Source organism: Lysobacter sp. GQ73, from assembly GCF_059758755.1.
Genome location: NZ_JCAXEE010000015.1, coordinates 1 through 8787, shown reverse-complemented (window position 1 = coordinate 8787; position 8787 = coordinate 1). Strand labels below are relative to the sequence as shown.

Genomic DNA, 8787 nt, shown 5'->3' with positions numbered 1-8787 from the left:
GTCGAGCAAACCCTGGCGACGATCTGGCAGGACCTGCTGGGCATCGAGCGGGTCGGCCGCCACGACCACTTCTTCGAACTCGGCGGCCATTCGCTGCTGATCATGCAGTTGGCGATCCGGGTGCGCGAGCGCTTCGAGGTCGAGATTCCGCTGCGCACCCTGTTCGAGCAGCCGACCCTGTCCTTTCTCGCCGGGCTGGTGGTGTCGGCGCAGATCGAATCCTTCGCGCAGAGCGATGTCGCCGATATCGAGCAGTCGCTCGGCGAACTGAGCGAAAGCGAGTTGTTGGCCCTGTTGTCTGAGGACGCCGTCGATGAACGATGATCAAAGCCGCAAGCTGGAGCAACTGCGCCGCGCGGTGGCCCTGCAGCAGTTGCGCAAGCGCGAAGGCGCGCGCCGCGAGACCGCGGCGACGCCGCCGATGCAACGCGCCGACCGCGCTGCGATCCTGCCGTTGTCGTGGGCGCAGCAGCGCATGTGGTTCCTCGATCGCCTCGACCACGCCGCCAGCGCCGCCTATCACATGCCGGTGGCGCTGCGCCTGCGCGGACGCCTCGACCGCGAGGCGCTCAAGGCCACCCTCGACCGCCTGGTGGTGCGCCACGAAAACCTGCGCACCCGGTTCGTCGCCGTCGACGGCACCCCGGCGCAGGTGATCGACCCAGCCGAGCGAGGCTTCGACCTGATCGAGGAAGACCTGAGCGCCTTGCCGGCCGACGCGCGCGAAGCGGCGGTGGCCGAGCGCGGCCTGGCCGAGGCGCATGCCCTGTTCGACCTCGCCACCGGCCCGCTGGTGCGTGGCCGCCTGTTGCGCCTGGCCGACGACGAGCACGTGCTGCTGGTCACCCAGCACCACATCGTTTCCGACGGTTGGTCGCTCGGCGTGCTGGTCAAGGAAGTGACCGCGCTGTACACCGCCTTCAGCCAGGGCCAGGACGACCCGCTGCCGCCGCTGGCGATCCAGTACGCCGACTACGCCGCCTGGCAGCGGCAATGGCTGCAGGGCGAAACCCTGCAGCAGGAGATCGAGTTCTGGCGCGAGCGCCTGAGCGGCGCGCCGGCCTTGCTGGAACTGCCGAGCGACCGGCCGCGGCCGGCGGCGCAGAGCTATGCCGGCGACCGTTTCGACCTGCAGTTCCCGCCGGCCTTGACCGTGGCGCTGCGGTCGCTGTCGCAGCGCCACGGCACCACCTTGTTCATGACCCTGCTGGCGGCCTGGGCCGCGCTGTTGTCGCGCCTGAGCGGCCAGGACGAAGTCGTCGTCGGCACCTCGGTCGCCAACCGCCGCCGCAGCGAGCTCGAACCGCTGATCGGCCTGTTCCTCAACACCGTGGCGCTGCGCGTCGACCTGCAAGGCGAGCCGAGCACGGCCGAGCTGCTGCGAAGGATCAAGGCGACCACGCTCGACGCCTATGCCCACCAGGACCTGCCGTTCGAGCAGGTGGTCGAGGCGCTGCAGCCGCAGCGCTCGCTCAGCCACAGCCCGATCTTCCAGACCATGCTGGCGTTCAACAACACCGCCGGCAGCGGCGTGCTGCGCCTGCCCGGGCTGGAGCTGTCGGCGATCGATACGCCGCGTCAGACCGCGCATTTCGACCTGGAGCTGGCGGTCAACGACACCGGCGAGGCGCTCGAAGCCAGCTTCGCCTACGCCACCGACCTGTTCGACCGCGCCACCATGCAGCGCTACGCCGGGCATCTGTTGAGCCTGCTCGAAGCGATGACCGCCGACGACGGCGCCGCGGTCGCGCGCCTGCCCCTGCTCGATGCGGCCGAGCGCCACCGCCTGTTGCAGGCCTGCAACGACACCGCCACGGCTTATTCGCAGGACCGCTGCGCTCACGAGCTGTTCGCGGCGCAGGCGGCGCGCACGCCCGAGGCGGTCGCACTGATCTGCGGCGAGGCCCGGCTCAGCTACGCTGAACTCGACCGCCGCGCCAATCGCCTGGCGCATCGTTTGATCGCGCTCGGGGTCAAGCCCGACGACCGCGTGGCGATCTGCAGCGAACGCAGCGCGGCGATGGCGATCGGCCTGCTGGCCACGCTCAAGGCCGGCGCGGGTTACGTGCCGCTGGAACCGGGTTATCCCGACGAACGCCTGGCCTACATGATCGGCGACAGCGCGCCGGTCGCGGTGCTCGCGTCGCCGGCCTTGCGCGGCCGCGTCGAGGCCTTGTCGCCGTCGGCGAGCCTGCTTGCGCTCGACGACAGCCAATGGTCGGACGGCGACGGGCAGGCGCCGCAGATCGCGGCCTTGACTCCAGCGCACCTCGCTTACGTCATCTACACCTCGGGTTCGACCGGGCGCCCCAAGGGCGTGATGGTCCATCACCAGGGTCTGGTGAATTATCTCGAGCATGCGCGGCGCGAATACCTGGGCGAGGCGGTGCAGGGCGCGCTGGTCGCGACGCCGTTCGGCTTCGACGCCACCGTCACCACTTTGCTGACGCCCTGGCTCGCCGGCAAGCCGGTGGTGCTGCTGGCCGAGGAGGCGCAGGTCTGCCTGGGCCAGTTGCTCGACTATGCCGGCCGAGCGCAGCCGTGGCTGTTCAAGCTGACTCCGGCGCATCTGGATGCCCTGTCCAACCTGTCCGCGGCCGCGGCCTCGCAGACCGCGCACGTGCTGGTGGTCGGCGGCGAGCAGCTGACCCGCCGCGGCCTGCAGCGCTTCCGCGAGCGCGTGCTGCCGACGGCGCGGGTCGTCAACGAATACGGCCCGACCGAGACCGTGGTCGGCTGCACCATCTACCTCAGCGACGCGAACGAAGTGCCGTCCGGCGCCGACGCGGTGCCGATCGGCCGGCCCATCGCCAACACCCGCATCTACCTGCTCGACCGCCTCGGCGCGCCGGTGCCGGTCGGCGTCGCCGGCGAGGTGCACATCGGCGGCGTGCAGGTCGCGCGCGGCTACCTCGGCCGCCCCGAGCTGAGCGCCGAGCGTTTCCTCGACGACCCGTTCGCGGGGGCCGCCGGCGCGCGCATGTACCGCACCGGCGACCTCGCGCGCTGGCGCCCGGACGGCGACCTGGAATACCTGGGCCGCAACGATTTCCAGGTCAAGATTCGCGGCTTCCGCATCGAACTCGGCGAGATCGAGACCCGGCTCGCCGCCTGCGCAGGCGTCGCCGAGGCGATCGTGATCGCCCGCGAAGACACACCGGGCGACCAACGTCTGGTCGCTTACGTTCTGGCCGAAAGCGGCGCTGCGCCGCAGCCGGGTGAACTACGCGAAGCGCTCGCGCGCGAGCTGGCCGAGTACATGCTGCCGAGCGCCTTCGTCGCGGTCGAGGCCTGGCCGCTGACCGCGAACGGCAAGCTCGACCGACGCGCGCTGCCGTCGCCGGACGCCTCGGCGCTGGCCGCGCGCGCCTATGAAGCGCCGCAGGGCGAAGCCGAACTCGCTGTCGCCGAAGTCTGGCAAGGCCTGCTCGGGATCGAGCGGGCCGGCCGCCACGACCAGTTCTTCGCCCTGGGCGGCCACTCGCTGCTGGCGATGGTGCTGATCGAGCGCCTGCGCCAGCGCGGCTACCAGGCCGACATCGGCGCAGTGTTCACCGCGCCGAGCCTGAGCGAACTCGCGCAGCGCCTGGTGCCGGTCGCCGGCGCGGCCGCCGATGCCTATCAGGTGCCGGCCAATCTGATCCCCGACGCATTCGCCGCATCCGTTGCCGATGCGGACACCGAGGAATTCCAAGTATGAGTCTCCAGGAACTGCTGGCCCGATTGCGCGAGCTCGATGTCGCCGTGCTGGTCAAGCAAGGCGAGTTGTCGATCCGCGCGCCGCGCGGCGTGATGGACGCGGAGCTGCTGGCGCAGCTGAAGCTGCACAAGCCGGCGTTGCTGGCGATGGCGGCCGAGGATGGCGTCGACCTGGTCGGCGGCGGCCGCGGCGTCGAACCGGCGCCGGCGCAGATCGCTCCCCAAATCACTCCCGCCATGCTGCCGCTGGTGCAACTGAGCCAGGCGCAGATCGACGCGATCGTCGCCGCGGTGCCCGGCGGGGTCGGCAACATCCAGGACATCTATCCGCTGGCGCCGTTGCAGGAAGGCATCCTGTTCCATCACCTGCTCGAAGGCGAGGACGGCGGCGACACCTATCTGCTGCGGTCGATCGTGGCGTTCGAGGCGCGCGAACGTCTCGATGCCTTCCTCGGCGCGCTGCAGGCGGTGATCGACCGACACGACATCCTGCGCAGCGCGGTGCGTTGGCAGGGCTTGACCCAGCCGGTGCAAGTCGTGCACCGGCGCGCGCCTTTGCCGCTGACCGAACTGATCCCGGAGGCCGGCGAAACCGCGATGGACTGCCTGATGCGGCGCAGCGACCCGCGCCGTCACCGCATCGACCTGCAACGCGCGCCGAACCTCGCTGCGCAGATCGTGTTCGACGCCGACAGCGGCGAGTGGCTGCTGGCCCTGCTCAATCACCACATGGTCTGCGACCACGTGACCATGGAGCTGATCCTCGGCGAGATCCATCTGCTGCTGCAGGGGCAGGGCGCCTCGTTGCCGGCGCCGTTGCCGTACCGCAACTTCATCGCCCGCACCCGCGCCGTGGGCGAGGCCGAGCACGAGACTTACTTCCGCGCCCAACTCGGCCACATCGACGAGGCCACCGCGCCGTTCGGCGTGCTCGACGTGCAGGGCGACGGCGCCGCGGTCGCCGAGGCGCGGATCGAATTCGACGGCGCGCTGGCCGCGGCGATCCGCGAAGCCGCGCGCAGCCACGGCGTGACTCCGGCGGTGCTGTTCCATGTGGCCTGGGCGCAAGTGCTCGGCCAATGCTGCGGCCGCGACGAGGTCGTGTTCGGCACCGTGCTGTCGGGCCGCCTGCAGGGCGCCGACGTCGCCGAGAACGTGGTCGGCATGTTCATCAACACCTTGCCGATCCGGGTGAGCCTGGCTCAGGTCGAGGTCGCCGAGGCGGTGCGCGACACTTATCGCGCCCTCGGCGAGCTGCTCGCGCACGAACAGGCATCGCTGGCGCTGGCCCAGCGCTGCAGCGGCGTGCGCGCACCGACGCCGTTGTTCACCACGTTGCTCAACTACCGCCACAGCCACCACGAAAGCGCCGCCGAGTCGGAAGACACGGCGCGGGTCTGGGCCGGCATGCGCCGCATCGGCGGCGACGACCGCACCAACTATCCGCTGACCATGTCGGTCAACGACCGAGGCCAGGGCTTCGGCTTGTCGACCCTCGCGGTGCCGGGCATCGACGGCGCGCGCCTGATGGGCTACCTGGAAACCGCGGTGCGCGCCCTGGTCGATGCGCTCGCGCACCAGCCGCAGCGCGCGCTGCGCGGCCTGCCGGTGTTGCCGGCGGCCGAGCGGGCGCAACTGCTCGGCGGCTTCGGCGCCGCGCGCGCCGATTACCGCAGCGAGGACAGCATCCACGGTCTGTTCGAAACGCAGGCGGCGCGCGACCCGCACGCCATCGCGGTGAGCCTCGACGGCGCCGAACTGAGCTACGGCGAACTCGACCGCCGCGCCAACCAGGTCGCGCACCGCCTGCTCGAACTCGGCGTGCGCGCCGACGACCGCGTCGCGATCTGCATCGGCCGCGGTTTCGATCTGCTGGTCGGCGTGCTCGGCATCCTCAAGGCCGGCGCCGGCTACGTGCCGCTCGACCCGGTGTATCCGGGCGAGCGCCTGAGCTACATGCTCGCCGACAGCGCACCGGCGGCGGTGCTGACCTCGGCCGCCCTGCGCGACGAGCTGCCCTTGCTCGGCGACATCGGCGCGCCCCTGCTGGTGCTCGACGACGGCTCGCTCGCCGGCCACCCTGGCCACGCCCCGGCGGTCGCGGTGCGCCCCGAGCACCTGGCGTATGTCATCTATACCTCCGGTTCGACCGGCCAGCCCAAGGGCGTGATGGTCGAGCACCGCCACGTGGTGCGCCTGTTCGCGGCGACCCGGCCCTGGTTCGAGTTCGGCCGCGACGACGTCTGGACCCTGTTCCATTCCTTCGCCTTCGACTTCTCGGTCTGGGAAATCTGGGGCGCGCTGTTCCACGGCGGCCGCCTGGTGGTGGTGCCGGAGCTGTGCGCGCGCACGCCGGACGAGTTCTACGACTTGCTGGCCGACCAGGGCGTCACCGTGCTCAACCAGACCCCGAGCGCGTTCCGCGCGCTGATCGCGGCGCAGGCCCGCAGCGACCGGGCGCATGCCTTGCGCGCGGTGATCTTCGGCGGCGAAGCGCTGGAGCTGCACACCCTGGCGCCGTGGATCGAGCGCAACGACTGCGAACGCACCCAGCTGATCAACATGTACGGCATCACCGAGATCACCGTGCACGCGAGTTACCGGCGCATCCGCGCCGACGACGTGCGCCAGGCGCGCGGCAGCGTGATCGGCTGCGCGATCCCGGACCTGCAGCTGTACGTGCTCGACGAACGTCTAGAACCGGTGCCGGCCGGCGTGGCCGGCGAACTCTACGTCGGCGGCGACGGCGTCGCCCGCGGCTATCTCAACCGCGCCGAGCTCAGCGCCGAACGCTTCCTGCGCGACCCGTTCTCGGCCTCGCCGCAGGCGCGCCTGTACAAGACCGGCGACCTCGGCCGCTGGCTGCCCGACGGCGATCTGGAATACCTCGGCCGCAACGACTTCCAGGTCAAGATCCGCGGCTTCCGCATCGAGCTCGGCGAAATCGAAGCCAAGCTGGCCGCCTGCGCCGGCATCGCCGAGGCGGTGGTGATCGCGCGCGAGGACGTTCCGGGCGACAAGCGCCTGGTCGCCTACTTCGTCGCCGCCGACGGGGCCGAGCCGAGTGCGGCGGGGTTGCGCGAAGCGCTGGCGCGCGAGCTGGCCGAATACATGATCCCGAGCGCATTCGTGCGCCTGCAGGCGCTGCCGCTGACCGCCAACGGCAAGCTCGACCGCAAGGCCTTGCCGGCGCCGGACCAGGCCTCGGTGTCGAGCCGCGGTTTCGACGCGCCGCAGGGCGAAACCGAGCGCGTCATCGCCCAGGTCTGGCAGGACCTGCTCGGCCTGGAGCGGGTCGGCCGCCACGACCACTTCTTCGAACTCGGCGGCCATTCGCTGCTGTTGATCGGCCTGATCGAGCGCCTGCGCCAGCACGGCCTCTCGGTCGACGTGCGCAGCGTGTTCGCCGCGCCGATCTTGAGCGCGCTGGCCGCGCGCGCCGACCGCGCGAACGCGCCCGGCGAGGCCGAGGTGCCGGCGAACCCCATCACGGCCGACACCGTCGCCATCACCCCGGAGCTGTTGCCGCTGGTCGCGCTGGAACAGGCCCAGATCGACGCGATCGTCGCCGCGGTCCCGGGCGGCGTCGGCAACGTCCAGGACATCTACCCGCTGGCGCCGCTGCAGAAGGGCATCCTGTTCCACCACCTGCTCGAAAACCAGAGCCAGGGCGACACGTATCTGTTGCGCTCGGTGGTGGCCTTCGACGGCCGCGAGCGCCTGGACCGTTTCCTCGCCGCCTTGCAGCAGGTGATCGACCGCCACGACATCCTGCGCAGCGCCGTGCACTGGGACGGTCTGCCGCAGCCGGTGCAGGTGGTGCAGCGGCGCGCGCCGCTGCCGGTCGGCGAACTGCAGTTGGTCGCGGGCGAGGCGGCGTTGCCGCAGTTGCTGGCCCGCAGCGACCCCAACCGGATCCGCCTCGAGCTCAGCCGCGCGCCGGTGATGGCGGCGCAGATCGCTTTCGACGCCGAATCCGGCGAGTGGCTGCTGGCTCTGCTGACCCACCACATCGTCGAGGACAACTACTCCAAGCAGCTGATGCTCAGGGAAGCCGAGCTGCTGCTGCAGGGGCAGGGCGACGCGCTGCCGGCGCCGATGCCCTACCGCAACTTCATCGCCCGCACCGTGGCGGCGCCGGAACAGCGCCACGAGGCCTGGTTCCGCGAGCGCTTCGGCGACGTCGACGAGCCGACCGCGCCGTTCGGCGTGCTCGACGTGCAGGTCGACGGCGCCCGCGCCAACGAGTCGCGGGTCGAGTTCGCCGACGCCTTCGCCGTGCGCGTGCGCGACACCGCGCGCCGCTGGGGCGTGACCCCGTCGGTGCTGTTCCACCTGGCCTGGGCGCGCGTGCTCGGCCAGTGCAGCGGACGCGACGACGTGGTGTTCGGCACGGTGCTGTCGGGCCGTATGCAAGGTTCGGAAGGCGCCGACCAAGTGGTCGGCATGTTCCTCAACACCTTGCCGGTGCGGGTCGGCCTGGCCGAGCGCGGCGTCGGCCAGGCGGTGCGCGAGACTTACGCCTTCCTCGGCGAGCTGCTGGAACGCGAACAGGCCTCGCTGGCGCTGGCCCAGCAATGCAGCGCGATCGCGCCGCCGCTGCCGCTGTTCACCGCCTTGCTCAACTACCGCAACCGGCGCGAGCTGCGCCAGGCCGACCGCGGCGACGCCGATGCGGCCTGGGACGGCATGCGACTGATCGGCGGCGACGCCCGCAACAACTACCCGCTGACCCTGTCGGTGGAAGACCGCGGCGAAGGCTTCGGCCTGACCTTGCTGTCGGTAGCCGGCATCGACGGCCCGCGCGTGGTCCGCTACATGCAGACCGCGATGGAGTCCCTGGTCGGCGCGCTCGAAAGCGGCGGCGAGACGCCGCTGCAGGCGCTGCCGATCCTGCCGCTGTCGGAACGCGAGCAGGTGCTGCGCGAGTTCAATGATCTGCGCGCGGATGCGGTGCACGACCGCACCATCCATGCGTTGTTCGAGGCGCAAGCGGCATCGAAGCCGGACGCCGAAGCGCTGTTGGTCGAAGACGAGGTGCTGAGCTACGCCGAGCTCAACCGCCGCGCTAACCAAGTCGCGCATCGT

3 protein-coding genes are annotated in these 8787 nt (G+C 71.0%); all 3 read left to right on the top strand.

Features of this window, described 5'->3' with window-relative positions; all coding sequences use genetic code 11:
• The coding region (locus AC6CH2_RS22425; RefSeq protein WP_498271150.1) for a phosphopantetheine-binding protein at nt 1–324 on the top strand (324 nt) is incomplete at its 5' end.
• Nucleotides 314–3700, top strand: a complete 3387-nt coding sequence (locus AC6CH2_RS22420; protein ID WP_498271149.1) for an amino acid adenylation domain-containing protein — start codon at nt 314–316, stop codon at nt 3698–3700. The genes AC6CH2_RS22425 and AC6CH2_RS22420, both read left to right, overlap by 11 nt.
• A partial coding sequence (locus AC6CH2_RS22415; protein ID WP_498271148.1) for an amino acid adenylation domain-containing protein occupies nt 3697–8787 on the top strand: 5091 nt, incomplete at its 3' end. The genes AC6CH2_RS22420 and AC6CH2_RS22415, both read left to right, overlap by 4 nt.

Excerpts from the sequence above, each read along its gene's own strand:
- AC6CH2_RS22420 (WP_498271149.1), top strand. The coding sequence starts at position 314 with ATGAACGATGATCAAAGCCGCAAGCTGGAGCAACTGCGCCGCGCGGTG.